Below are 24,605 nucleotides of genomic sequence, written 5' to 3' on the forward strand. Positions count from 1 at the left end.
TGCTAGAGACACAAAATTGACATGAGTCATTCATCGAGAAAGCCTACGGGCGCCAAAATTAAACCAGTATGGCTCAGTAAAGCCATTCTTTGTCTGCTGTTCATAACGGTTTGTTTTACTTGGGGGACCACTTGGTTGGGCATAAAGGTGGCCGTTGAAACCATCCCACCGCTGTCGTCTGCAGGACTGCGCTTCTTGATTGCTTTCCCACTCTTCATGATATTTGCACGCATCATGCGGGAACCAATACTGCTTCCTCGCCGGGCGCTGGGCTTTTGTCTGATGATCACCGTATTCTATTTTTCAGTCCCCTACTATCTTATCAATTACGGAGAGCAGTACGTTTCATCCGGCCTAACTTCACTGTTATTCAGTTCCATGCCCGTTTTTATACTGATTTTTTCAGCCCTGATCCTTAAGGAGAGAATCTGGATCAGCCAGATATTGGGCATCGCCATCGGGTTCTATAGCCTTTACATGATCCTTCTTGCCGAAGGCGTCAGAATGGATCAGCAAAGTTGGATGGGGGTAGCGGCAATAATAGCGGCTGCCGTGATGCACGCCCTTTGCTACATTTTGACGCGTAAATACGGTGCGAATATTAGCGTTATAACATTCAATACTCTACCAATAGGCATCGCCGGCCTTGCCCTCTTCCTGTGCGGTCTTGCCTTGGAAGACCCGAATTTTGCCGAGGCTTCAATCAGGTCCTGGGTTGCACTGATCTACTTGGGACTAGTCGCTTCGGTGGGTGGCTTCATTGTCTATTTCTATCTATTGAAGAGAATGAGCCCGATATTACTCTCATTCGTCTTTATTCTTTTTCCTGTCGTCGCAATCGCTATTGGAGCCTGGTACGAAGGCAATCCAGTTTCATCCGAGTTCGCGTTCTTCTCTAGTGTCATGCTGTTGGGATTTGCCATCACCAAGATCCCCGTGGAGAAACTATTGTTAGGGAGGTCGGCATTGTCTTCGAAAAAAGGGTAATAAAAATAGGCTGACCGAACTGAGAAAAGGAGAGGAACATGGATGCAATAACTCCGGAAAACCTGAAAACTATGTTTGAACATGGTGTTCGGCAATATCCGCAGGAATGCTGCGGTATGTTGTTCTCCAACGGTGGGGTTCACCAGGCCACGAACATTCAGCAGCAGCTACATGAACAGAATCCGGAGGTCTACGAAAGGGGCGCTGACATGGGATATGCCTTCTCCATCAGTGACATCAAACTCCTCGCCAACAGTTTTGAGACACCCAACCCGGCGGTGGTGATCTACCACTCACACCCGGATGTTGGTGCCTATTTTAGTGAAGAAGACAAAAGCAAAGCTCTGTTCTGTGGCGAACCTGTCTACCCGGTTTCCTATCTGGTTCTGGATATTCGGAAAGGCGCCCCCTTCGGGGCAAAGCTATTCCACTTCTTTGACAGCGATTTTCACTGCACGGAAACGTTCGACGAGGAAGGAAGAAGAGTGAATCAACTGCGTACTATGAGTACTTAGGGAGAGGACATGGTTAAGATTTTATTGCCAGACATTTTGGTTAACGTAGCCAAACTGCCAGCTAAAGCATTCAATGTCGAAGGGCAGACAGTGTCGGAGGCCTTGACCCAACTCTGCAGGGAGTATGAGGTGCTCAAGGAGCATCTTTTCCATGAGAACGAGCGACTCAAGGATCATTTCCTGCTGACCGTTGGTGGGGAACTGGTTAATGTGGACACTCCACTCAATGACGACAGCCGTCTGGAGATTCTCCTGGCTACCTCCGGAGGGCTGGATACCCCAGGTGAGTCATTGAGTAAAAATGAGTTCGAGCGCTACGCTCGTCACATCACTCTTCCTGAAGTGGGTCGGCAAGGACAGCAATGGCTTAAGGCGAGCCGGGTGCTGATCATCGGCACCGGTGGTCTGGGTTCCCCTGCTGCACTATATCTGGCGGCAGCGGGCATTGGCACGCTGGGGTTGGTGGACTTCGATGTCGTCGAAATCAGTAACCTCCAGCGTCAGGTCGTCCATGGAGTGCGCACGGTGGGCGTCAGCAAGGTCGAGTCTGCCAGACGCCGATTGCTGGATATCAATGAAAATCTTCGGGTCGAAACCCACGAAGTAGCCTTGACTGCCGACAATGCTCTGGAACTGATCAGTGACTACGACATCGTGATCGATGGATCCGACAATTTCGCCACTCGCTATCTGGTCAACGATGCTTGCGTCATGCTTTGCAAGCCACTCGTTTACGGGGCGATCTATCAGTTTGACGGGCAGGCCAGCGTGCTCAATCACGACTCGGGCCCCTGTTATCGCTGCCTGTTTCCACAACACCCCCCTCCCAGTCTGTCACCGAACTGCAGTGCTGGCGGTGTGATTGGAGTGTTACCCGGCATGATCGGGATGATCCAAGCCACTGAAGCAGTGAAGCTATTGCTCGGCCTAGGGCAGAGCCTGTCCGGTCGCCTCCTTCGGTATAACGCTCTCTCGATGGAGTTTGGTGAGGTTAGGTTTGGCAAGCGGCAGGATTGTCCTGTCTGCTCTGCCAATCCCACAATCACTGAGCTTACACAGGAGGCCAACAGTTGCGTGAGCGAGTCTAGCGCCAATCCGTCACTGCCATCGAAAGCCTATGTTCTGCCACTCGATTTCGAGGGTTTGATGGCAAAGGACGGAGAAGACATCCAGATTATCGACGTCCGAGAACCTAATGAGTTAGAGATCTGCAAACTTGATAGCAGCCTCAACATACCTCTGGACGAACTCGAGGCCCGATACCATGAGCTCGAGAGTTCGAAGGCACTCTATATCCTTTGCCTCAGTGGAGCCCGAGCGGAACGTGCTGCCCAGCAACTGATGCAAAAAGGCCGTGATAAGGTCTTCGTCATCCAAGGAGGGCTGAAGCGATGGGCCCGAGATGTTGATCCAACCATGCCGATGTACTGAGTCAAGCTGGCTGGAGCGTGAGATGATTTGTCTATCTCTTTTGCAGGCAATCGGCAACACACCCGTTATCTATCTGCAAAATTTCTCGGAGTCACTTGGTTTTAATGTTTATGCCAAGCTTGAGTCCTTGAACCCCGGCGGTAGTCACAAGGCGAGAATTGCTCTGGGCATGATCTACGATGCAGAACTGAAAGGCATCCTCGTTCGTGGCAGTGGACAGACTATTATTGAGCCTAGTGGTGGCAATACCGGGATTGGGCTGGCTATGGCAGCCAACCTGTTGGGGTATCGCCTAGTCTTAGTAATTCCGGACAACTATAGCAAGGAAAAGCAAAAACTGTTGCGCATTTATGGCGCCCAGGTTGTGCTATCCGATAGTCGCCTAGGAAACAACTCCCATGGCGAGAAGGCCTGGGAACTGCAGTTGGAAAATCCCCATTACGTCATGTTGAACCAGCAGCGTAATCCCGCGAACCCCCAAGCTCACCGGGAGAACACAGCAAGGGAAATCCTTGCTGATTTTGCTGACATACCGGTTGATATGTTTGTCGGCGGAATTGGAACCGGCGGTCATATCACTGGTATTGGTGAGGTGTTGCGAGACCAGTGGCCTGGTTTGCGTATCTATGGTGTGGAACCGGAAGAATGCGATCTATTTGGGGGGCAACATGCTACCCACAAAATACAGGGCCTATCGATCGGCATCATTCCGAGTATTTTAAACTGCAACCTGATCGACGCCATGATCAAGGTAAGTGTGGATGACTGTATAGAGATGGCACAGCGCATCATACGAATGGAATCGATCGGCTTGGGAATATCGTCCGCAGCCAACTTTGTGGCTATTTCCAAATTGGGAGGGGAGAACATACCACCAAGCTCCAATGTTCTCACCATGGTTTATGACGGAGTTGAGCCCTACCTGGACTACTTCGGGGACTGACGGCAAGGAGGCGGGATGTTTAGCTCGAGATTACTTAACCAAATGGGTAACCGCCTGGAAGCTATTGTCTATCAGACGTTGGCTAATGACGAGCGGGTCAACCTGCGGGACTCCGGTTTTCTTCCCTCCACTCTGGAGACTGTTGCCAATATGCTGGTTGAGGACCTGGAAGCATTTGTTCAGCGCGACCCAGCGGCACGTGGATGCAGTGAACTGATTCTCGACGCATCGTCTTCGTTTCGTGCGGTCATGCATTACCGGTTAGCCCACCAGTTCTGGCATCTGCGAGCAGAACCAGCTTCAAGCTTGGATTTGGTCGCCCTCAAGTTATCGTCGCAAGGCAAGCTTAATTCCGGCATCGACATTCACCCGGGCGCTAGAATTGGATCAAGGTTCGTGCTGGATCACGCCTATGGCACAGTAATTGGCGAGACCTGCCGGATCGGCGACGATGCCTACATCCTAGGAGGTGTCACCCTGGGTTCCTTGGGTATTGCCAACAATCCACAAGGGCAACGTCATCCGACTCTGGGAAACAATGTCGAGGTAGGGGCTTTTGCCCGTGTACTGGGTCCTATTGAAGTTGGCAATAACGTTTTCATTAGTCCGAACTGCGTGGTCACGAAAGATATTCCGGACAATACTCGGGTATTGATTGTCAATCAGATCCAGTTGGAGAAACCAGAGCAGAGTAAGTTGCACAGTGCCCCACGATTTATCGGTTCCTACGTTGACGGTAACCGGTTTGTGGTGTTGTGCCATGGGTTCCGTGACTTGAGGGCAAGCCTGCTCGACAAAAATTACCAGCTGATCGTGTCCACTGCGGTCTCTCCAAGTCCATCAGACAGCAAGCGCTACGACATTCAATTCCCGCTTACCCATCTGAAAGCACTGGACCCGCTTCGTGGTCAGTTCCATGTCAGCTTGTCGGACAGTTCCCTCTCGTTAACGTTACTGAACCCGGAAGGGTTGAGCGAGTTTATTGCTCGCATCCGCCGGGCCTGTCATGCCTTCCCAGGAGAAAGCATCCCATGAATGCAGCTATTGATAGTACGACACCGTACTTCGATAACGAGCCCTACACCCGCTCACTAGAAGCGACGGTTGTCAATGCCCAAGACGGTCGGGTGTTGCTGGAGCGTACCATCTTCTATCCGACCGGTGGTGGACAGCCCGGTGATACCGGCACCTTGAAGCTGCTGAGTGGTCACCGGTTACAGGTCATCGATACTGAACGCGACGAAAACAATCCGGGACTGATTTGGCACCAACTCAAGCAGGGGAATGCGGTTGTAGAACCGGGGCAAAAGGTTCTCTGCGAGATTGACTGGGAGCGTCGCTACCGCCACATGCGCATGCATACCTGCCTGCACTTGCTTTGCTCGATGATCGACGCTCCTGTTACTGGTTGCAGTATCGGCGAAGATAAAGGGCGCCTTGACTTCGACCTTCCCGAGCCTATGGACAAGGCTCAGGTGACGAAAAAGTTGAACCATCTCATCAGCCAGGGGCTGGAGGTTCGACATTTTTATGAGGATCCCGGGGTATTGGTTGACCAGCCTGGAATTGTTCGCACGGAGTCATTATCGCCTTCGTTGTTGCAGGGGAGCGTGCGGATGATTGAAGTCGTGGGCACAGATTTACAACCATGCGGCGGGACTCACGTCAGTAACACCCGGGAGATTGGTGCTGTTGTGTGCACTAAGGTCCAGAAGAAAAGTCGGACAAATCGCCGTTTTACCCTGAGCTGGGACGAGAATCTTGGTTGATTCCACGGGTGGCCTCGAACACATCGGGGGACATCATGGCGGAATTCACCGATACTCAGGCCTAATGGTTGGGCCACCTTTTTAATGACCCGTGCCTGCCATGGAGCGCGAATGTCCATGAGCATCAGCTCGCGCTGCTGGTCCAGGAGGTCATTGAACTCTATTCGTTCGAGGCGGCCGTTTTCGTCTCCGGTCATTGCCGACAGTCAAGGTCGTCGGACAGATCAATACCCCGTCATCTCCAGATAGCCAACCCCGACATTTTCCTGCGTTTCTGCCTGACGAACCACGACATCGCCTTCCCAGTAGGGTACCGAGGTGGGCATCCAGCGATTGGGGTGGCGTGCTTCGACGGTAAGCTGCAGGTCCGCGTCGGGCAGCGTGAGCGACCAGCGTGTGGGGATATCTCGGTTGGCGACCGACTGCGTTTCCAGTGGCGTTAACGAGACGCTATCAGGCCCGATGATTTGGGTTTGTCCGTCCGCTGAGAGCAAATGCGCGAATAGATAGTCACCCCCTTCCGGGCCGCCGCCTCTTAATCGGTAGGCCATCAGCTTGCGCCCATCGTCCAGATGCAGCGAAAACCAGTCCCAGCCGGTTTGTCCCGGGGTGAGCAGTTGGCTGCTCCATTCGCGGTCCAGCCAGCCTTGGCCGCTGACCTCGCGGGTTTCACCGTTCAGCGTGACACGGCCGGTGATGCTTAGGAACGGCTGGCTGTAGTAGCGCGACCCCTGGCCCTCGACGGTTTTCGCATTAAACCCATTCTCTCCGTGCCAGATCAATGGGCCTTGAGCGCTGAGGTTAAGCGTGTAACCAGAACGCTCAGCACCCTCACCGCTGTAGGCCTGTAGGGTAAAATCCTCAAAGTTGGCGTCTGACGGGCTTTCGAGTGACCAGTCATCAATCCAGGCCTGAAACGGCGCCGCTTCGACGCCCGCTTGCCCATTGGCGTGTTTACTGTGGCTACGCGCAAAGCGTTCGGCGGCCACATGTGTTTCTCCCCGGGAAATCCCCAGGTGCGCCATCCACACCTGGTCCACTGCCCATGGCGACGGCGCAGGGCGCTCGTTAGGGGGTGTCAGCGCCTGGCGAAACAGCGTCCATTGAAGACCGAGCGGCTGGCCCTGGTCGTCTTCAAGGTTGGCGGTCAGGTACCACCACTCGATGCGGTAGTCGGGGTGCGCCCCGTGATCCCGGGGGAAATTCAATGGCGTGGACGCATCCGCCTGAGCAAATTCCTCCGCGTTTGCCCCCAGCCCGGCAAACCCTTGGGGTGCCGCATCGGAAGGGGATTCCTGGCAGCCAATGAGGGTGGCACATGCCATCGCCACGAGCGCTGTCGATAACCGGGAATAATTCATGTAGCCCCCTGGTTGAGCATCGCCTGGGGGGAGGTCCGCCACAGCTGAATCGATGGCAGGGCGGCGGCGGCCAAGGCCACGCCCAGAGCGGTGGCCAGCGTGATGAGTATATCCCAGGGGAAAAGGTAGAGTGGTAGCCGCCAGCCAAACGCGGCAACGTTGATGATGGCCACGAGCGTCCAGGTAATGGCAATGCCCAGCGGGATCGCGACCACACCGGTTAACAATGCCAGCCCGCCGAGTTGAAAGAGCGGCATTAGGGTCAGCGTTTTACGCGGCACGCCAAGTGCCCATAGTGACGCCAGCTGGCGCTGTCGATCTCGCGCCTGGGCCAGCAGTGTCGCCAGCAGCGCTAATGCCGCGACACCCAGGGTAAGGCCGTTCAAAGCACGGGTAATAGTAAAGGTGCGCTCGAAAATTTGCGTCGCCAGCCGTTTGATTTCCTGTTGATCGACCATCGCCTCCGGGGATACATCGAAACTATTCGCCAGCGCCCCACGCAATGCCTGACGGTCAGCGCTGTCGTCGACTACCAAGCCTATTGAGGCAACCTCGCCGCCGAAGCGCTGAATAAGCACTTCTGCGGGTACCAGGATCTGCTGGCGTGGGTTGCCGTAGTCAGGGTAAACCGCGGCAATCTCAAATGACCTCGCCCCTTGCGGGGTATCCAGTCTGAGCTCGTCACCCGGTGCGAGCTGTTTTGCCACGGCCATCTGTTCGTTGATAAACACGCTGTTCGCCGATAGCGACGCCCAGGCAGCGGGCCTTCCTGCGCGGGTATCAAGCAGCGGCCAGCGGTCGGTAATGGTGGGTGCCGGGGTGATGCCGAACAGCGCAATGCGCTCGCGTGCCCCCTGTTCCTGCGTATCGTTCACTGCCAGCAGATCGACGCTGCCGCGGGCGGTGGGCAGTGTTTCGGCAACGTCAGGACGCGCATCGAGCCAATCCAGCATGGGGGCCAATGTCGACGGCGAGGCATTGACATATAACGGGGCGGCCAGCCGCTGGTCCAGCCAGTCCAGGAAGGTAAGGCGAAAGCCACCGACCATGCTGCTGACGCCCAGGTTGGTGGCCAGCGCAATCAACAACGCCATCATGGCCAGGGAAAGGCGCGGCAGCTGTAGCTGAATATCGGCGACTGCCCAGTGGGCAAGCGGGTGACGGCGGAGCCATCGCTGCAGCAGGTGGAGCACCCCATTTATCAGCGGTGGCAGGCATAGCGCGCTACTCAACAGTAGCGCGGCAACAAACCCAAAGCTGACCAGGACACCCTGGCCGGGCGGTAGTAGGCCAAGCCACAGTGCTAACCCCAGGGCGAGAAAGGCCACCCCGGTGGCTCCAAGCGTCATGCGCTTTAGCTGGCGCTGGTAGGCTAGCCGCCATGCCTGGGACTGGCCCAGGGCCAGCACGTTGAGGCGAGCGGCCCGCCAGAGGACACCGCTACCCGCCAGCAGCAGGCCGCCGAAGGTAATTGCCAGACTGCCTACCCAGTAGTGCCATGGCAGCACCAGGCTTCGATTGACGTCGGCCTGATAAAGCGACGACAGCGTCGTGGCCACGTCAGGGAGTAGCTGGCCCGCCAGCCAGATGCCGCTGGCCAGCCCAAGCGCGGCGCCCAGCACGCCGAGTACCAGCAACTCGAGCAGCATGGCCATGACGAGCGTGGCGGCGGGGACGCCCAGGGCGCGCAGCGTTCTTAGCGTTGTCAGGCGCTGTTCCATGGCAAGCCCCAGCGCGGCCTGGACGATAAACAGGCCGACGACTAACGACAGCAGCGCCAGGGCGGTGAGGTTGAGGTGGAAGCTCTCGGTGAGCTGCTCAGGCGATGCCAGCGTCGCGGCCCGGGTAAGCCGATAGCCTTCGGGCGCTGTAGGTAGCGCACCCGGGGCGGTGACCAACTGGCTCAAGGTGTTATCGCGATCCAGCAACCGGGCGGCTGCGGCGATGTCCATGACCAGGGTATTCGGTGGGAGGTCGGCGCGCAGTGCCAGCGGGGGTAGGCGCTGGCCACTATTTCCAGTGCTATTTCCAGAACTATGTCCAGCGCCATCTACAGCACTCTCTCCAGCACTCTCTCCAGCACTCTCTCCAGCACTCTCTCCAGTACTGTCTCCAGCACTGTCTCCCGTATTATCGACAGCAGGCGTCATGCCTGGCGCCTGCTGACGCGAGAGCCCCAGCAAATCGAGCGTGTCGGGCGCGAGCCGGGTTTGCCAGGGTGGCGTGATAAAGGCTGTCAACGCGGTACCGTTGGCGCCCAGCGTGTTGCTGCTTGGCAAGGTGAGCGGGTCAATGCCGACGATGGTCAGGCGTTCCCCATCGATTTCCAGGGTGCCTTCCAGCATTGGCGAGACGGGTAAGCCGGCTCGCCGGAGGCTCAGGTAGTCCTCGCGGGTGAGCGGCTGGCCATCGCGCCGCGCCAGCTCGTCAACGTTGGCACTGAACAGCGCATTGGCACGGGCGTAGCTGTCTTTGGCGGTCGCGTTGACGGCCTGGACGCTGCTCCATAGGGCGCTTGCCACCCAAAGCCCAAGCAGCAGCATGGCAAGTTGGCCGGGATGGCGGCGATAGTGGCTCAACAGGGTGAGCAGTACGCGAAGCATCATGGGGCATTATCCTTCAAGCGGCCCATGTGCAGGCGCACCAGGCGACTCAGCGGTGCCGCCACGCGGGCGCTGTGGGTCACCATCAACAAGGCACAACGCGTCTCTTTTACCAGGTCGAGCAATAACGCGAGGACGGTATCAGCGCTTTGCTCGTCAAGGTTGCCGGTGGGCTCATCCGCGAGCAACAGACGGGGGCGAGCGGCCAGCGCGCGACCAATCGCCAGGCGCTGCTGTTGGCCACCCGACAGCTGCTCGGGGTAGTAAGCCTCGCGACCGGAAAGCCCCAGACGCGCCATCAGGTGGGCAGTCCATTCGGTGTCCTCGCGGCCCGCCAGGCGGGCCTGGAGTCGTAGGTTATCGATGACATTCAGGCTGGGCACCAGATGGAACTGCTGAAAAACAAGCCCGAGATGCTCACGGCGAAGTCTGGCGCGTGCGGGTTCGTCCAGGGTAGAAAGCTCGTGACCGTCAATGCTGATACGGCCCTGGTCAGGCAGATCAAGGCCTGCTGCCAAATGCAGAAGCGTCGATTTGCCACTGCCCGACTCGCCCATCAAGGCCAGGCTCTCGCCCTGGTCAAGCGCCAGGTCGATACCGTTGAGTACCGGTAGCTCTCCCTGCGGCGTGCTGAATGTTTTGTGAAGTTGCTGCAGGATCAGCATGAGACCTCCGGTGATCAATAAAGTGTTTGATCATAAAGTATACAGGGGTTCTACAGGTGATTTTTATGGTGATGTTTTGTACGGGTATGGATGAGCGTCGACTTGAATCGGGTTAAACAGGCCATATAAAATTCATGAGCTCTTCTGTGCTTGCTTGCTCAAAAAGTGAATTTTTTTCACGTAACCCATGTTATGAGCTGAGCGGGCATGCCTTGCAGGAGGACTGAGATTGTCTACCTTGTGCACTGCAAGATGATTGTTCTGAGAATGATCTGAAATTTAATCATACAAGGAGTGGATTAGATGACAGTCAGCAATACACCTCTCAATGTTTTAAAAACGCAGAAGCAGTACAGCGAAATGGCGGATGTACCGTCGGCGCAGCTTTCGATGGTCAAGGATCCTTATCCGTCGCGGTTGTCGGAAGCGCCTGCATCACTCTGGCAGCCGCGCCAGGAAGAGGTTGTCAAAGGTCGTCACCTGACAGGTCCGCTTAGCCAGGCGCAACTCGACGAGTTCGAGCGTAAAGGGTTTCTGTTCATTCCCAACCTGATCTCCGGTTCAGAGCTCGATGAGCTGCGTCGGGAAATGCAGACGCTCATGAACAATGAAGCCTATCGTGACAAGCCTTTCAGCATTACCGAGCCGGAAAGCCAGGAAATTCGTTCGTTGTTTGCCGTGCATCTTCTCTCGCAGCGCATGGGTGAGCTCGCCCAGGATGAGCGCCTGGCGGGCGCCGCGCGGCAACTTATCGGCGCTGACCCCTATGTGCATCAATCGCGCATCAATTATAAGCCGGGGTTTGCCGGTAAGGGTTTCAACTGGCACTCCGACTTTGAAACCTGGCACGCTGAAGACGGTATGCCCAACATGCATGCCGTGAGTGCCTCACTGATTCTGACAGAAAACCACGAATTTAACGGCCCCTTGATGTTGATCCCCGGGTCGCACAAGAAATTCGTGCCGTGCCTGGGAGAAACGCCAGGAGACAACTACAAAAGCTCGCTTAAAATGCAGGAAATCGGTGTGCCAAGCAAAGAAGCGCTGACGGAACTGGTCGCCGAGCATGGTATCGAGGCGCCCAAGGGGCAGGCAGGTGGCCTGTTATTGTTCGACTGCAACACGCTGCATGCCTCCAATGCCAACCTGTCGCCGGACCCCCGCAGCAACGTTTTTTTCGTGTTCAACCGCCCCGATAACCGTTGCCGCGAGCCTTATGCGGCGCCAGCGCAGCGGCCGAGCTTTCTTGCTCATGAACCTGACGACGACGCCCAGTCATTAATAGAGGCAACCCGGTAACGACTCAGGTGTGGAACAATCGCATGGGTGGGGTAGACTGGTGCGCTTGCTATTATGTGTGCATCATAAGGAGTCACCCCATCATGCGTTTTGTTCCTCAATTTACCGATGGTCAAGCGTTTCCCTACGAGTTGGGCAAGGTTGTGTGTGTCGGGCGCAACTATGCTGACCACGCGAAAGAGTTGGATAATCCGGTTCCCAGCCAGCCACTGCTGTTCATCAAGCCGTCGACCAGCGTCGTGGATCTCCAGCAGCCGTTGTCACCGCCCTTCCATCGTGGAGAGGTTCACTACGAGGTTGAGCTGGCGCTTCTAGTCGGCAAGACCATCAGCGATGCGACGCCGGATGAAGCCAGCGCGGCGATTACCGGGCTGGGTCTGGCGCTTGATTTAACGCTGCGCGATATTCAAACCGAACTTAAAGAGAAAGGTCACCCCTGGGAGATTGCCAAGGGATTTGACGGTGCCTGCCCGCTATCCCCGTTTCTACCGTTAAGCCGCGTGCCGAACTGGAACGCGCTGGCCTTCAAGCTGGAAATTGACGGCGAAGAACGCCAGCACGGTGAAGGGGCCGACATGATTTTCACCATCCCCACTCTGGTCGCAGAGATGAGCCGTCATTTCACCCTGGAAGCCGGTGATGTCATTTTGACCGGGACGCCTGCGGGGGTGGGCGAGCTGCCTCGGGGCGCCAAGCTGCGCATGACGTTGACCGGTGGTTTGGACATTACCACCAGCGTGGTTGAGTGAGCCGCCGCCGCAAACGGCCACCGACAGACTCGGTGGCCGTTGTGTTGTAAAGACGGTAAGTCAGAGCTACTCCAGGTAGGTGTAGCCTTCCAATCCGTCGCTCAGGCTGGCGGCAAAATGCGCCTGTTCGCTGGCGGAAAAACCGCTGGTGGCAAGCTGTTCGGTGAGCTTTTGCTTCAGGACCCGGGCATCGAAGTTCACGTAGGCGAGCACTTCCGCCACCGTATCGCCCGCCTGGGCATTGGAAAGCTGCCACTCACCGTCGAGGCCCAGGGCCGCATCCACCGAGTCGGTATCGCCGAACAGGTTGTGCAAATCGCCGAGAATTTCCTGGTAAGCGCCCACCAGGAAAAAGCCCAGCCAGCGCTCATCCTCGGTTTCCCACTCAGGAATCGGCAAGGTGCTTTCAACGCCTTGGCCATCCACGTAGCTGTCGATGCGGCCATCGGAGTCGCAGGTGATGTCCTGAATGATCGCTCGACGCGTTGGGGGTTGATCCAGCCCGCTTAACGGCAGTACCGGGAAAATCTGTTCGATGCCCCAGACGTCGGGTACTGACTGGAACAGCGAGAAGTTGACGAAGAGTTTATCGGCCAGCTTCTCCGCGAGCTCATCCAGGATGTCGCGATGCGCCCGGTTGCGGGTATCCAGTTGGCCGCGCAGTCTGGCGCACGCGGCCATATACAGGCGCTCGCCTTCGGCGCGGGCATTGATATCACTGAGCCCCAGCACGAAGCGGTCCTGTAATTCGCTGACCGCCTGGAGCAAATCATGCCACGCTTCGACCAGCACGCGAGGTTCCTGAGGGTCTGCCAACTGCTCGAAGACGCGCCATAGCGCAGCCACTTGCAGGTCATCCTGTTGTGAACGCTCGGGCGGCGTGTCATCGATGCGTTCGTCGCCAATCACGTTGGTAATCAGTACGGCATGATGGGCGGTCAGTGCCCGGCCGGACTCGCTGATCAGGTGCGGCTGAGGCAGGTTGGCGTCCTGGCACAATTGGGCAAAGGCGCTGACCACGTTGCGGGCATACTCACGCATTGAATAGTTGGCGGAGCAGTCGCTGCGAGAGCGGGTGCCTTCATAGTCGATACCCAGGCCACCGCCCACATCGACGGTATCAATCGGGGCGCCCAGGGTCATCAGGTTTTGATAGAAGCGTGCGCACTCCCGCAGGCCGCGTTGAATATCGCGGATATTGGCAATCTGTGAACCCAGGTGGAAGTGCACAAGCTGCAGGCTATTCAGGGCATCCTGGGCGCGCAGTGTCTCCACGACGGTCAGGATCTGGCTGGCAGTGAGACCAAACTTGGATTTTTCACCGCCGGTATTTTGCCATTTGCCTTTGCCGACGGAGGCAAGCCGGGCGCGCAGGCCGATACGCGGCGTCACGTCCAGCTCACGAGCCTCTTCAAGAATGACCTCGAGCTCCGAGAGTTTTTCTACCACCAGGTAAACCCGGTGGCCGAGCTTCTCGCCCAGCAGTGCCAGGCGGATGTACTCGCGATCTTTATAGCCGTTGCAAACGATCAGCGAAGAACCACCCTCTGAGAGGGCAAGCACCGCCAGCAGCTCGGGCTTGCTGCCGGCTTCCAGGCCGACACGGCCGCGGCCACGTTCGGCGGTGGCCAGAATCTCTTCCACCACGCGCCGCTGCTGGTTGACCTTGATGGGGTAAACCGCCGTGTAGCCGCCCTGGTAGTCAAGGTCGTGCATGGCAGCGTCAAAGGCGCCGCATAGCTGCTCGACGCGGTCATGCAGAATATCGCTAAAGCGTACCAGTACCGGCAGGCGTAATCCGGTTTTCTGAAGTTGGCGTACAAGGCCGCTCAGCGGGAGTGCTGGCCCCTCGGTATCGTTGCCTAAAGGGCGCACCAGTGCCTGGCCCTGGTCATCCACGTCGAAGTAACCACTCCCCCACTGGTCAATGTTCCAGGTGCGACGAGCGCGTTGGGCTGAACGGTTGGTGGACGCTTCGCTCATGAAGATGCCTCGGGCAGTGGTAATGCACCATGGGTGATGCGCGCTTTCAGGATAGTGCGGAAACGGTCGGGGTCGTGGGGGGTCAAGTCGTGGGCGGGCGGGTCCACGTAAACCACCAGCAGCCGCGAGAGCCAGTAACGCAGCGCCGTCATGCGCAGCATGGTCGGCCATAGCGCTTGCTCATCTGCCGTTAACGAACGGCGGGCCTGATACGCGCTCAGGATGGTCGCATAGCGTTCGCCGTTCAAGGTACCGTCTTCGTTGGAAGCCCAGTCGTTAATCACAATGGCGAGGTCAAACAGCAGGTCACCGGTGCAGCCATTGTAAAAGTCGATAATGCCGCCAAGCTCATCGCCTTCAAACAGCGTGTTGTCGCGGAACAGGTCGCCATGAAGCGCGCCCTGGGGCAACTCATCGTGTTGGGCGAAGGCACTTTCGAAGTCATCGACCTCGTCTTTCATCAGCGTCTGGTCGTCAGGGCTGAGGTAAGTCAGCACCCTGTGATGCATGGCATGTAGCCAATGCAGGTCCCGCGGGTTAGGACGGTGGCCGGGGAAGCGCTTTGAAACGACGTGCATTCGACCAAGGGTGTCACCCAAAGCGTGGCACTGGGCCAGGTTGGGAGCCTCTGGATGACGCCCTGGTAAGCGCGGAAACAGCAGCGCGGGCTTGTCGGCCAGGCTGTGCAGTGCGATGCCTTCGCGATCGTGAACGGTGCCGGGAACCGGTAGGCGGTGTTCATCCAGGTAGTCCAATAACTCGACAAAGAAAGGCAGCTCGGCATGCTCGCCCTGTTCGAACAGGGTCAATACCAGCTCGCGGCGGTCGGTGGTCACAAAAAAGGTCGAATTTTCCGTCCCCGCCGTCACGCCCTTTAGCGACAAGAAATTACCGACATCAAATTTTTCTAAAAACGTAGCGACCTGTGCGTCGCTAAGCGGAGTGAATACAGCCATGAGAATCTCGCCCAGGTTGCTAAGCCCATTATTGTAGCGGCTTGATGCGTCAGTTGGCAGCATTGTGTCATCTTGAATAACGTTATCGGGCCACCTTGGGTCTGCAGTGTGGCCGCTGAACGCGTATCATGAAACAGACATCTTACTGTTTGCCAACAATGGAATTTGGTTATGGCCCGTGCTCCGATCGTGCTTGTCGATGGCTCCTCGTACCTGTATCGCGCGTTTCATGCGCTGCCGCCGCTAACCACCTCCAACGGCCAGCCTACGGGCGCCGTGAAGGGGGTGCTGAACATGCTCAAGCGGCTGATAAAAGATTATCCCGAAAGCCCCATGGCCGTCGTGTTTGACGCCCCGGGCAAGACCTTTCGCGATGACCTGTACAGCGACTACAAGGCCCATCGCCCGCCGATGCCCGACGACCTGCGCAGCCAGGTCAAGCCACTGCACGAGTGCGTGAAAGCCCTCGGCCTGCCGCTGCTGTGTATTGAAGGCGTTGAAGCCGACGACGTGATTGGCACCCTGGCCCACCATGCCACCCAGGCGGGGCGCGATGCGGTGATCTCCACCGGCGACAAGGACATGGCGCAACTGGTCAATGCCCACATCACGCTGGTCAACACCATGAAGGATGAGACCCTGGATGAAGCGGGCGTTGAGCAGAAATTCGGCCTGCCGCCCGCCTTGGTCATCGATTTTCTCGCCTTGATGGGCGACAAGGTCGATAACATTCCCGGCGTGCCAGGGGTCGGGGAAAAAACCGCCATTGGCTTGCTTCAGGGCATGGGCGGAGGGCTGGATACCATTTACGGGGATTTGGAGCGGGTTAAAACCTTGTCATTCCGGGGTGCCAAAACGCTGCCCAAAAAACTGGAAGAACACCGTGACCAGGCGTTTCTCTCTTACCAACTTGCCACCATCAAGGTCGACTGCGACCTGCCGGTCGGGCTGGACGACCTGGACATCGCGCACCCAGATCGCGAAGCGCTGGTAGCGCTCTACAAGGAGATGGAGTTCAAACAGTGGCTGAACGAGCTGCTGGAAGGCAAGGACGAAGGCGTTGACGACGTCCAGGGCGGCGAGCCCGCACCGGCTAATGCGGCTGATGATAGCGTTGCCACTCCCAGCGAGCGCCACGACCACGTGATTGTTGAGCAGAGTGAGTTTGATGCCTGGTTGGAACGCCTCAACAAAGCGGAGCGTTTCTGCTTCGACCTGGAAACCACCAGCCTCAACTACATGGACGCCGAAATCGTTGGCATTGGGCTGGCGCTGGAAGCGGGGGAAGCCGCCTATATTCCGGTGGCCCATGACTACCTGGATGCCCCGGCGCAGCTTGACCGCAAAGCGGTATTGTCTGCGCTGAAACCGCTGCTGGAAGACGTCCAGAAAACCAAGATTGGCCAGAACCTCAAGTACGATATTTCCGTGCTGGCCAACTATGATATTGCCGTGGCGGGGCCGCTGGCCGACACCATGCTGGCCTCCTACGTGTTGAACTCCACCGCCACGCGACACGACATGGACTCCCTGGCGCTGAAGTATCTGGGTGAAAGCACCATTTCGTTTGAAGACATCGCAGGTAAAGGTGCCAAACAGCTGACCTTCAATCAGGTCGCTCTTGAGCAGGCGGCCCCGTACGCCTGTGAAGACGTGGATATTACCCTGCGGTTACAGGAAACCCTGCGCCCCCAGGTAGAACGCGAAGGCCGCCTCGCCGAGGTGCTGGATCATCTGGAGCTGCCGCTGATCAGCGTGCTGTCCCGCATCGAGCGCAATGGCGTGGCGTTGGATGCTGAACGCCTTCATGAGCATAGCCAGCAGCTGGAATCGCGTATTCGCGAGCTGGAAAGCCAAGCGTATGAGCTGGCGGGACGCGAGTTCAACCTTGGCTCACCCAAACAACTGGGGCAGATCCTGTTCGAAGAACAGAAAATCCCGGTGATCAAGAAAACCCCCAAGGGCGCACCCTCTACGGCCGAAGCCGTGCTTGAGGAACTGGCGCTGGATTACCCGTTGCCGAAGGTCATTATGCAACACCGGGGGCTGGCCAAGTTGAAGTCCACCTACACCGACAAGCTGCCGCGTCTTTTGAACAAAGCCACCGGACGTGTACACACCAGCTACCACCAGGCGGTGACGGCCACTGGGCGGTTGTCATCGTCCGACCCTAACCTGCAGAACATCCCCATCCGTACCGAAGAAGGGCGCAAGATTCGCCAGGCGTTCGTGGCGCGCCCCGGCTACCGTATTGTGGCGGCCGACTACTCGCAGATCGAGCTGCGCATCATGGCCCACCTGTCGGAAGATAAAGGCCTGCTGGCAGCGTTTGCGGAAGGCCGCGATATTCACACTTCCACGGCGGCAGAGGTGTTTGGCACGTCGCTTGAGAAAGTCTCCGGCGATCAGCGGCGTAGCGCCAAGGCGATCAACTTCGGCTTGATCTACGGCATGAGCGCCTGGGGTCTGTCACGCCAGCTGCATATCGAGCGTAATCAGGCGCAGACCTATATCGATCGCTACTTCGACCGTTATCCAGGGGTAGCGCGTTACATGGATCGTATTCGCAGCCAGGCGGCAGAGGACGGCTATGTGGAAACCGTAAGAGGGCGCCGTCTCTACTTACCGGAAATTCACTCGCAAAACCGCAACCGCCGTCAGGGTGCCGAGCGTACCGCGATCAACGCGCCCATGCAGGGCACCGCGGCGGATATCATCAAGCAGGCGATGATTGATGTGGATGCCTGGCTGGCAGAGGGCGAGTTTGACGCGCTAATGGTCATGCAGGTACACGACGAGCTTGTGTTTGAAGTCGCCGAGTCTCAGGTCGAAAGCTTTATCGAGCAGGTGCAGCAGCGTATGCAGGGTGCCGCGCAGTTGAGCGTGCCGTTGATTGTGGAAGCGGAAAGCGGTGACAACTGGGATGAGGCTCATTGAAGCGGGTGACTATCGATATGAACCCATGCGCCGCCTTCAAAGGCGACGCATGGTGAAGGGATTAACTCTCGATGGGGGCGCGCCAGTCGTCAGACCCTGATGTGCCCGCGACAGTATGCTCCCAATCAATCTTGCGGTAAGACAGGGATACGTCCATCAACTGCGTAAACTCAGACTTGGTGACGTCCTGGGCGTGCGGCATGCGCAGGTTGATATCCACGATGGTGGCGTCGGTTAGCGACGTGGTGAAGAAGTGCTCCTGCTTACCCTCTACCGACGTGCGGTACCACTTGAGCTCGACGTTGGGCAGCATTTCACCGGATGCCAGCGCGTTGTACATCAATGGAACGGCCTTGTTCAGCGCTACGGTAAACACAAAAGGTTTGTGGGCGCGCTGACCGGAAGGCTGGCCAGACTGTGGGTCGGTGGGAACCGTTACCACATGCTTGAATTCCTGCACCAGCATTTCATCTTCGTGACCTTCGACATAGATGTTGCCGACCGAGTCGGGAGTGAATGCGCCTGCCGTAATGTTGCCCTGAGACTGCCCTTCGATGCTGATATAACATGGGGTTGGCATAAGTCTGCTCCTTGACGGAATAAGTAAAAGAAAAACACCCAGTGTGGGCGCTATAAAACAGCAACTATCGTGCCTAAAATAAATTTTATTTTTATTTCAATAATTTAATTGTGTTATTGCATATAGTTAATTTTGATTAGGCAATTATTTGCCTGGTTTTAAGCAAGTCTTTGCTCCTTGTGGCGGTATCTTGCCCGGTCTTTTCTTGGTGTTTTTTTGTTGTATTGTTTTTCTTTGATTAGCGATCAGATTGGTCTTTACGCAATAAAAGATAAGTGGGTTTGTAGGAAAAAGCGGTCCATTTTTATAAGAGATTGACCATTCGTATGTAAGATATTTCTTACATGGAATTTTGGGCTTTGTTTTTCTGAAGTGAAATGGAAGGCAAAAGCGCCGAAATTCAGGAAAATCTCCAAAACCTTGTAAGCCAGCTGGATGGAAGTGGCTCGTCGTTGCTCAATGTCCGGGTTGGCGGGTATTGGTCAAGTCCGCTAAATTCCCGGGATTAATAACCATTCACAGTTGTAGGAAGCCTTTTGCTAGGCTCCGGGGCAGAGCGAACCATCATGGCTAAACAAGGCACTGTTGCGCCAAAAGAGCGCATCAATATCAAGTATGTACCGGCGACTGGTGACCAGCAGGCGGAGACTGAGTTGCCGCTCAAGCTGCTGGTTGTGGGCGATTTTAAGGGCAAAGAGGAAGAGGCGCCGATAGAAGAGCGGCAAGCCGTTTCTGTTGATAAAAACAACTTTCAGTCGGTCATGCGCGAGGCAGGCCTAACCCTGCAGGCGTCGGTGCCTAACCGCCTCGCTGACGATAGCGAGGAGTCGGGCGACATGGCGGTGGATCTGTCCTTCAAATCGCTCAGCGATTTCTCACCTGATTCGGTTGCCAAGCAAGTGCCAGAGTTGCGCCAACTGGTCGAGTTGCGCGAAGCCCTGGTAGCTCTGAAAGGGCCGCTGGGCAATGTTCCTGCCTTCCGTGATCGTCTGCAGAAGTTGTTGGAAAGCGATGAAGCTCGACAGCAGTTGCTGGATGAGTTGGCGTTGCTGGATACCCAGGGCAAAGGCGAGTAACGCTTAGTCAGATAGATCTTTAAAGCGTGCGTTTCAGCGAATTCGGGGCGGAATGATGAGTAAAACAGCAAAGCAGCAGACTACGGCGGCAGAGACAGAATCAGAGGATGTTTCGCTGCTCGATCAGGTAATGGCTCAGACCCGCATGGCACCAGCCGATGAAGGGTATGACGTCGCCAAACAGGGTGTGGCAGCGTTTATTTCTGAGTTGCTTAAAGGCAGTGAAGCGACGCCTAGTGTCAATAAGTCGCTGGTCGATAACATGATCGTTGAGCTGGATCGCAAGATCAGCCATCAAGTCGATGAAATTTTGCACGAGCCGGGGTTTCAGGAGCTCGAGTCAGCTTGGCGAGGTCTGAAGCTTCTCGTTGATCGGACCGATTTTCGTGAGAATATTAAGCTCGATGTGCTGCATGCCACGAAGCAAGAGCTGCTGGAAGACTTCGAATTCGCGCCGGAAATCAGTCAGAGCGGCCTCTATCATCATGTTTATAATGCGGGTTATGGTCAGTTTGGTGGCGAGCCGGTAGCCGGAATAATCGGTCATTACGATTTTTCGCCTTCCACTCCTGACATGAAGTTGCTGCAGCATACCGCCGCGGTGGGCGCCATGGCGCACGCCCCCTTTATGTCATCGGTAGCGCCTTCGTTCTTCGGTATTGAAAGTTTTGAGGAACTGCCGAACATCAAGGACTTCAAGGCCATCTTCGAAGGTCCTAAATATGCGCGCTGGCGCAGCTTGCGTGAGTCTGAGGATGCGCGATATCTAGGGTTGACGGCGCCGCGCTTCCTGTTGCGTACGCCTTACGATCCTGTCGAAAACCCTGTTAAAACATTCAATTACCGGGAAACGGTAAGTGAAGACCATGATCATTATCTGTGGGGCAATACTGCGTACCTGCTCGCCGAACGTTTGACTGACAGCTTCGCTAAATACCGTTGGTGTCCCAATATCATCGGCCCGCAAAGTGGAGGGGCCGTCGAAAACCTGCCGGTTCATACCTATGAGGCGTTTGGTCAGCTACAGGCCAAAATTCCCACGGAAGTGCTGATCACGGATCGGCGTGAATTTGAAATGGCTGAAGAGGGTTTTATCTCGCTGACCATGCGAAAAGGTAGCGACAATGCCGCTTTCTTCTCGGCGAATTCTGTGCAAAAGCCCAAGGTGTTTCCCAACACGGCGGAAGGCAAGGCGGCGGAAACCAACTTCAAGCTGGGCACCCAACTGCCTTATATGTTCATCATCAACCGCTTGGCGCACTACGTGAAGGTGCTCCAGCGCGAGCAGATCGGCTCCTGGAAAGAGCGTCAGGATCTTGAGCGTGAGCTCAACACCTGGATTCGCCAATACGTCGCTGACCAAGAGAACCCGCCTGCCGATGTGCGTAGTCGGCGCCCGCTCCGTGCGGCTTCTATTCAGGTGTCGGATGTAGAGGGCGATCCAGGCTGGTATCAGGTCTCAATGGCGGTTAGGCCGCATTTTAAATACATGGGAGCTAACTTCGAGCTATCACTCGTCGGGCGTCTCGACAAGGAATAATAGGGACGGCAGGTCGATGGCAGCTAACAGCAACGGGCTATTAGGCACTCGCTTGTTCGAGCGTCTTGCTGCACCTCATCAACCGGTGAGTTACGAAGAAGACGGTCGGCTTGAAGAGGTCGTTGAGTCCATCAAGCGCCATCTGGTGGAATTGCTGAACAGTCATCCGGGGAATTGCGCCTGCGCGCCAGAATTGGGTCTGCTGGATTTTAACGATGCCACGATCGGCGTACTCGACCTGGAGCTCAGCGTCCAGCAGGCGATCCGGCAATGCATTGAGCACTTCGAACCGCGGGTAAAACGCGTGGATGTTGAGGCTTTGCCCAGTGCAGGCGATCCATTGCAACTGCGTTTTCAAGTCCATGCCACCGTTGCGCTTGGGAAGGCGAGTGCCCATACCACCATCGACCTGTTGCTTAACAACAAGCGTTATCAGTGTCTCAACTGATGGGCTGAGGGGCACGCATGCTCAATCGCTATTATCGAGATGAACTCAACTTTCTGAAGCGTCAGGGGCGGGAGTTTGCACAAGCAAACCCAGGCCTAAGCCGCTTCCTGTCTGAACGTAGTACCGACCCGGACGTCGAGCGCCTGCTGGAAGGGTTTGCCTTTTTAACCGGTCGTATGCGGGAGAAAGTGGAAGACGAGTTTCCTGAGCTCACTCATTCGCTTATCAGCATGCTGTGGCCGAACTATCTGCGGCCCGTGCCCAGCATGACGGTCGTGCAATTTACCCCAGCGTGGCATGCGTTAAGCCATCAACAGCCCGTTGCAAGAGGTACGTCGCTTGCCAGCACGCCCGTGGAAAATACCGCCTGTTTATTCCGCACCTGTCACGACGTAACGCTATACCCGCTAGCTCATAGTGGTGTGAACGCACGGCATACGCGTGAAGCCTCAGTGGTCGAGCTGGCGATGGATGTGCACAGCGACCAGCCGATGGACGCCATGGGGATTGAGTCGTTGCGGCTGCATCTAGGCGGCGATGCCTATACGGCAAGAACGTTGTACCTATGGCTTAACCATTACCTGACCCGCGTCGAGTTGGACGTTGATGGCTGGCAGCAATCCCTGCCCACCGATGCACTTCAAGCAGTCGGTTTTGAGCGTGATCAGGCGCTATTGCCTTACCCCCGTAATGTGCATCAGGGCTATCGGATTTTGCAGGAGTACCTTTGCTTTCCCGAAGCGTTTCACTTCTTCGATGTCACAAGGCTGAACCAGTACTTACCGTCAAGGCCAGCGGAAAGGGTCACGTTACGTTTTGAGTTTTCGCGCACCCTGCCGACGGATGTACGGGTTCAGGATGAACACCTGGCGCTTTATTGCACACCGGCGATTAACTTGTTCAGCCACGATGCCGAGCCGATCGATCTGAGTGGTGAGCGTAGCGAGTATCGTCTGCGTCCAAGCACACGCTCACCGTCGCATTACGAGGTGTTCAGTGTGGACAATGTTCACGGTTGGGTAGGTCGGGCAGGCCAACAGGGTGAGCCCCGGCGCTATGTGCCCTTTGAAAGTTTTCAACATCAAATAGAGCGCGACCGGGGGCGCGAAGCCCTCTATTACCGTTTACGAGTGCGTGACAGCCTGCGTAGCGATGGCTTTGACCACGATATCGCTTTTATTCGGGGCGACGAGCAGGCACACCTTGAAAGCCGTGAAACAATCTCATTGCAGTTGACTTGCAGCAATCGTGAACTGCCAGAGCAACTGACGGTGGGCGATGTTTGCGTGCCGACTGAGAGCAGTCCTGCTTATGCCGATTTTCGCAATATCACCCGTCCGACGCCTGTGTTGCGACCCGCACTGGATGATGGGCTGCTCTGGATGCTGATCTCCAATCTGTCGCTCAACTACCTCTCGTTACTGGAGCGTGATGCCCTGTGTTCGGTGCTGCGAGCGTATGACTTTCGCGCGCTTGTCGATCGTCAAGCAGAGCGCATTGCGCAAAAAAGATGGGCAGGCATCGTGGATATCGAAACGCAGTCGGTTGATCGGCTGAGCAAAGGGATGCCCATACGTGGCCTTCGCTCAGTGATGACCTTGGATCAGGACGCCTTTGGTGATGAAGGCAGTTTGTACCTGTTTGGCAGTGTGCTGGCGCGGTTTTTCTCTCTTTACGCCAGCATCAACTCTTTTCATGAGTTGCATGTTGTTAATCGACATAACCAAGAGCGCTACACATGGAGTTTACAGGCGGGGCAGCAGCCCCTGATGTAGCGCTAGCGCCTCTCATTAAGGAGGCGAGACGTTACGAGTTTTTCCAGTTGGTTGAGCTCCTGCACCGTCATCATGGCGATGATTTAGAGCAGGGGCCTGGCGGTAGCGTGCCCTCAAGGCAGCGCGTGCGCTTCAAGGCATCGGCTTCATTGGGTTTCCCCGGTAGCGATGTGCTGAACCTGGCGATGAACGAAAGTGGCCAGTACGAGATGAAGGTCAGCTTTCTGGGACTGCAGGGCGCCCAGTCGCCGCTCCCAAGCTATTACCTTGAAGCGCTGGCCCATGAGTCAGCACACCAGGAAGGAGCAGCGGGCGATTTTCTAGATTTTTTTAATCATCGCCTGCTAACCCTGATGCACCGCAATTGGCGCAAATACCGCCACTACGTGCGTTACCAGGATGATGCCAAGGATGGGTTTTCAGCGGCGATTTTTGCGTTGGTGGGGCTGGCTGACGGTGATCTACGCGGCGAGACACCGATCAACTGGAGCAAGATGCTGGCCTACGCAGGTCTGCTGGCAGGCCGCTCGCGTTCTCCCGACGTGGTATGCGGCATTGTCGGTCACTGTTTTGACCTGGATCAGGTAGAGGTTGATGAATGGGTGTTGCGTTGGGTCGACATACCCCCCGACCAACGAAGCCGTGCGGGCCTTGCTGGTATGACCTTGGGCGAGAACGTGGTGGCCGGGGAGCGTGTTGCCGACGTCAAGGGCAAATTCGCGCTGTGCTTACGGGGCTTGAGCCTCTCTCGTTTTAGAGACTTTTTGCCCGACGGTGAGGAGCACCATCCTTTGAAAACGCTGGTGAGTTTTGTACTGCGTGAGCCGCTGGCCTACGACCTTGAACTTGAACTGTTGCCCAGCGCTGTCAAACCCATGCGTCTGGGGGATGGTGGTTCGTGCCAGCTTGGCTGGACCACCTTTGTCGACCCAGAGAGCGGTGATAACCCAAGTCGTCGCCGCGTGCGCATCCAAATGACGAGTTAAGC

Annotated in this window: 20 protein-coding genes; 14 read left to right on the forward strand and 6 right to left on the reverse strand. The window is 56.4% G+C overall.

The annotated features are described in order from the left end of the window. Positions 1 to 21: 21 nt before the first annotated feature. Genes ADS46_RS10685 through ADS46_RS10705 form a run of 6 tightly spaced genes read left to right on the forward strand, consistent with a single transcriptional unit; the run spans position 22 to position 5,645 of the window. Positions 22 to 987 carry a DMT family transporter gene (locus ADS46_RS10685; RefSeq protein ID WP_066319856.1) on the forward strand — a complete coding sequence of 322 codons (966 nt, stop codon included), beginning with the start codon at positions 22 to 24 and terminating at the stop codon, positions 985 to 987. A gap of 38 nt (positions 988 to 1,025) precedes the next feature. Beyond that, positions 1,026 to 1,502: a Mov34/MPN/PAD-1 family protein gene (locus ADS46_RS18875; protein ID WP_199825220.1), complete on the forward strand. Its 477-nt coding sequence runs from the start codon at positions 1,026 to 1,028 to the stop codon at positions 1,500 to 1,502. Between the two features lie 9 nt (positions 1,503 to 1,511). Next, positions 1,512 to 2,933, forward strand: coding sequence for a molybdopterin-synthase adenylyltransferase MoeB (gene moeB, locus ADS46_RS10690; protein WP_199825221.1), 1,422 nt, complete (start codon positions 1,512 to 1,514; stop codon positions 2,931 to 2,933). Between the two features lie 22 nt (positions 2,934 to 2,955). After that, the gene (locus tag ADS46_RS10695; protein WP_066319859.1) at positions 2,956 to 3,876 is read left to right on the forward strand and encodes a PLP-dependent cysteine synthase family protein; all 921 of its coding nucleotides are present in this window, start codon (positions 2,956 to 2,958) and stop codon (positions 3,874 to 3,876) included. A 15-nt stretch (positions 3,877 to 3,891) separates the two neighbouring features. After that, positions 3,892 to 4,911, forward strand: coding sequence for a serine O-acetyltransferase (locus tag ADS46_RS10700; protein WP_066319861.1), 1,020 nt, complete (start codon positions 3,892 to 3,894; stop codon positions 4,909 to 4,911). Next, positions 4,908 to 5,645 (forward strand): alanyl-tRNA editing protein, encoded by a 738-nt coding sequence (locus tag ADS46_RS10705; protein WP_066319862.1) that lies wholly within the window; start codon positions 4,908 to 4,910, stop codon positions 5,643 to 5,645. The genes ADS46_RS10700 and ADS46_RS10705 overlap by 4 nt, the downstream gene beginning before the upstream one ends. Positions 5,646 to 5,869: 224 nt before the next feature. Here the strand turns inward: ADS46_RS10705 and ADS46_RS10710 are convergent, their stop codons facing one another. Genes ADS46_RS10710 through ADS46_RS10720 form a run of 3 tightly spaced genes read right to left on the reverse strand, consistent with a single transcriptional unit; the run spans position 5,870 to position 10,274 of the window. Further along, positions 5,870 to 7,006, reverse strand: a complete 1,137-nt coding sequence (locus ADS46_RS10710; RefSeq protein ID WP_066319863.1) for a lipocalin-like domain-containing protein — start codon at positions 7,004 to 7,006, stop codon at positions 5,870 to 5,872. Beyond that, positions 7,003 to 9,612, reverse strand: a complete 2,610-nt coding sequence (locus tag ADS46_RS10715) for an ABC transporter permease (protein WP_324611681.1) — start codon at positions 9,610 to 9,612, stop codon at positions 7,003 to 7,005. The genes ADS46_RS10710 and ADS46_RS10715 overlap by 4 nt, the downstream gene beginning before the upstream one ends. After that, positions 9,609 to 10,274, reverse strand: a complete 666-nt coding sequence (locus tag ADS46_RS10720; protein ID WP_066319866.1) for an ABC transporter ATP-binding protein — start codon at positions 10,272 to 10,274, stop codon at positions 9,609 to 9,611. Before ADS46_RS10720 ends, ADS46_RS10715 begins: the two co-directional genes overlap by 4 nt. A gap of 303 nt (positions 10,275 to 10,577) precedes the next feature. Here ADS46_RS10720 and thpD point away from each other — a divergent pair, with 303 nt between their 5' ends. Both thpD and ADS46_RS10730 read left to right on the forward strand, forming a co-directional pair. Further along, on the forward strand, positions 10,578 to 11,573 hold the full coding sequence (gene thpD / locus ADS46_RS10725; protein ID WP_066319868.1) for an ectoine hydroxylase: 996 nt from the start codon (positions 10,578 to 10,580) through the stop codon (positions 11,571 to 11,573). 83 nt (positions 11,574 to 11,656) lie between these two features. Then, entirely contained in the window at positions 11,657 to 12,322 is a 666-nt protein-coding gene (locus ADS46_RS10730) for a fumarylacetoacetate hydrolase family protein (RefSeq protein ID WP_066319870.1), read from the forward strand. Between the two features lie 66 nt (positions 12,323 to 12,388). Here ADS46_RS10730 and speA read toward each other — a convergent pair whose 3' ends face one another. Together speA and ADS46_RS10740 are read right to left on the reverse strand one after the other, a co-directional pair. Further along, entirely contained in the window at positions 12,389 to 14,305 is a 1,917-nt protein-coding gene (gene speA / locus ADS46_RS10735; protein ID WP_066319872.1) for a biosynthetic arginine decarboxylase, read from the reverse strand. Then, positions 14,302 to 15,261, reverse strand: coding sequence for a homoserine kinase (locus tag ADS46_RS10740; RefSeq protein ID WP_066319909.1), 960 nt, complete (start codon positions 15,259 to 15,261; stop codon positions 14,302 to 14,304). Before ADS46_RS10740 ends, speA begins: the two co-directional genes overlap by 4 nt. A 171-nt stretch (positions 15,262 to 15,432) precedes the next feature. Between ADS46_RS10740 and polA the strand changes: the two genes are divergently transcribed. After that, positions 15,433 to 18,198: a DNA polymerase I gene (gene polA / locus ADS46_RS10745; RefSeq protein WP_066319880.1), complete on the forward strand. Its 2,766-nt coding sequence runs from the start codon at positions 15,433 to 15,435 to the stop codon at positions 18,196 to 18,198. Between the two features lie 61 nt (positions 18,199 to 18,259). On the opposite strand, the gene ADS46_RS10750 is transcribed toward polA, so the two are convergent. Beyond that, positions 18,260 to 18,778: an Hcp family type VI secretion system effector gene (locus tag ADS46_RS10750; RefSeq protein ID WP_066319883.1), complete on the reverse strand. Its 519-nt coding sequence runs from the start codon at positions 18,776 to 18,778 to the stop codon at positions 18,260 to 18,262. A gap of 566 nt (positions 18,779 to 19,344) precedes the next feature. Between ADS46_RS10750 and tssB the strand changes: the two genes are divergently transcribed. The 5 genes from tssB to tssG are packed head-to-tail and all read left to right on the forward strand — an operon-like array spanning position 19,345 to position 24,603. Continuing rightward, positions 19,345 to 19,854, forward strand: a complete 510-nt coding sequence (tssB, locus tag ADS46_RS10755; RefSeq protein WP_066319911.1) for a type VI secretion system contractile sheath small subunit — start codon at positions 19,345 to 19,347, stop codon at positions 19,852 to 19,854. Between the two features lie 55 nt (positions 19,855 to 19,909). Continuing rightward, positions 19,910 to 21,394, forward strand: a complete 1,485-nt coding sequence (gene tssC, locus ADS46_RS10760) for a type VI secretion system contractile sheath large subunit (protein ID WP_066319885.1) — start codon at positions 19,910 to 19,912, stop codon at positions 21,392 to 21,394. Between the two features lie 16 nt (positions 21,395 to 21,410). Further along, positions 21,411 to 21,842: a type VI secretion system baseplate subunit TssE gene (gene tssE / locus ADS46_RS10765; RefSeq protein ID WP_066319887.1), complete on the forward strand. Its 432-nt coding sequence runs from the start codon at positions 21,411 to 21,413 to the stop codon at positions 21,840 to 21,842. Positions 21,843 to 21,859: 17 nt separating this feature from the next. Next, on the forward strand, positions 21,860 to 23,617 hold the full coding sequence (gene tssF, locus ADS46_RS10770; protein WP_066319889.1) for a type VI secretion system baseplate subunit TssF: 1,758 nt from the start codon (positions 21,860 to 21,862) through the stop codon (positions 23,615 to 23,617). Then, positions 23,581 to 24,603, forward strand: a complete 1,023-nt coding sequence (tssG, locus tag ADS46_RS10775; RefSeq protein ID WP_066319914.1) for a type VI secretion system baseplate subunit TssG — start codon at positions 23,581 to 23,583, stop codon at positions 24,601 to 24,603. The genes tssF and tssG overlap by 37 nt, the downstream gene beginning before the upstream one ends. Positions 24,604 to 24,605: the final 2 nt, after the last annotated feature.

The sequence above is a fragment of the Halomonas sp. G11 genome (assembly GCF_001663515.1).
Lineage (GTDB): Bacteria > Pseudomonadota > Gammaproteobacteria > Pseudomonadales > Halomonadaceae > Vreelandella.

Bases quoted from the DNA above. Each gene is read 5' to 3' on its own strand.
- tssB (WP_066319911.1), top strand. From the start codon at position 19,345: ATGGCTAAACAAGGCACTGTTGCGCCAAAAGAGCGCATCAATATCAAG.
- ADS46_RS10705 (WP_066319862.1), top strand. From the start codon at position 4,908: ATGAATGCAGCTATTGATAGTACGACACCGTACTTCGATAACGAGCCC.
- ADS46_RS10710 (WP_066319863.1), bottom strand. From the start codon at position 7,006: ATGAATTATTCCCGGTTATCGACAGCGCTCGTGGCGATGGCATGTGCC.
- tssE (WP_066319887.1), top strand. From the start codon at position 21,411: ATGGCAGCTAACAGCAACGGGCTATTAGGCACTCGCTTGTTCGAGCGT.
- moeB (WP_199825221.1), top strand. From the start codon at position 1,512: ATGGTTAAGATTTTATTGCCAGACATTTTGGTTAACGTAGCCAAACTG.
- ADS46_RS10695 (WP_066319859.1), top strand. From the start codon at position 2,956: ATGATTTGTCTATCTCTTTTGCAGGCAATCGGCAACACACCCGTTATC.
- tssG (WP_066319914.1), top strand. From the start codon at position 23,581: ATGGAGTTTACAGGCGGGGCAGCAGCCCCTGATGTAGCGCTAGCGCCT.
- ADS46_RS18875 (WP_199825220.1), top strand. From the start codon at position 1,026: ATGGATGCAATAACTCCGGAAAACCTGAAAACTATGTTTGAACATGGT.
- ADS46_RS10715 (WP_324611681.1), bottom strand. From the start codon at position 9,612: ATGATGCTTCGCGTACTGCTCACCCTGTTGAGCCACTATCGCCGCCAT.
- ADS46_RS10720 (WP_066319866.1), bottom strand. From the start codon at position 10,274: ATGCTGATCCTGCAGCAACTTCACAAAACATTCAGCACGCCGCAGGGA.
- speA (WP_066319872.1), bottom strand. From the start codon at position 14,305: ATGAGCGAAGCGTCCACCAACCGTTCAGCCCAACGCGCTCGTCGCACC.
- polA (WP_066319880.1), top strand. From the start codon at position 15,433: ATGGCCCGTGCTCCGATCGTGCTTGTCGATGGCTCCTCGTACCTGTAT.
- ADS46_RS10730 (WP_066319870.1), top strand. From the start codon at position 11,657: ATGCGTTTTGTTCCTCAATTTACCGATGGTCAAGCGTTTCCCTACGAG.
- tssF (WP_066319889.1), top strand. From the start codon at position 21,860: ATGCTCAATCGCTATTATCGAGATGAACTCAACTTTCTGAAGCGTCAG.
- thpD (WP_066319868.1), top strand. From the start codon at position 10,578: ATGACAGTCAGCAATACACCTCTCAATGTTTTAAAAACGCAGAAGCAG.
- ADS46_RS10700 (WP_066319861.1), top strand. From the start codon at position 3,892: ATGTTTAGCTCGAGATTACTTAACCAAATGGGTAACCGCCTGGAAGCT.
- ADS46_RS10740 (WP_066319909.1), bottom strand. From the start codon at position 15,261: ATGGCTGTATTCACTCCGCTTAGCGACGCACAGGTCGCTACGTTTTTA.
- ADS46_RS10750 (WP_066319883.1), bottom strand. From the start codon at position 18,778: ATGCCAACCCCATGTTATATCAGCATCGAAGGGCAGTCTCAGGGCAAC.
- ADS46_RS10685 (WP_066319856.1), top strand. From the start codon at position 22: ATGAGTCATTCATCGAGAAAGCCTACGGGCGCCAAAATTAAACCAGTA.
- tssC (WP_066319885.1), top strand. From the start codon at position 19,910: ATGAGTAAAACAGCAAAGCAGCAGACTACGGCGGCAGAGACAGAATCA.